We start from the raw sequence: 327 nt of genomic DNA, 5'->3' as shown, positions 1-327 counted from the left end.
CCCAATCTGCTCCACCTTCTACTCCATCACGGATGCAGTCATTGTCTGAATCTAAGTCCAAGAAGTCGGGTGATCCATCCTTGTCCGAATCAATTACCACTTTGTATTCTCCACGATCATCCCATCCATTGTCATTGTCATCATTGGAATTGGTACATTCTCTACACTTATCTTTTCCTTCCCATGCATCTGGAATTCCGTCGCCATCCGAATCATCATCTAAGTAATTTGGAATGCGGTCTCCATCATTATCTGTATCTCGCTCATCGCTATCTCCTAACCAATCTCCATCCGAATCTTTATCTCGATAGTTTGGTCTTCCGTCTT

1 pseudogene is annotated in these 327 nt (G+C 43.4%); it reads right to left on the bottom strand.

What is annotated here, in order from left to right:
* A pseudogene (locus U0R11_RS13680) lies at nucleotides 1–327 on the bottom strand (hypothetical protein); the annotation flags it as partial.

Source organism: Aquirufa salirivi (assembly GCF_045310485.1).
Lineage (GTDB): Bacteria > Bacteroidota > Bacteroidia > Cytophagales > Spirosomataceae > Aquirufa > Aquirufa salirivi.
Note: the sequence above shows the minus strand (reverse complement) of the source record. Positions and strands in the feature narration are given on the sequence as shown.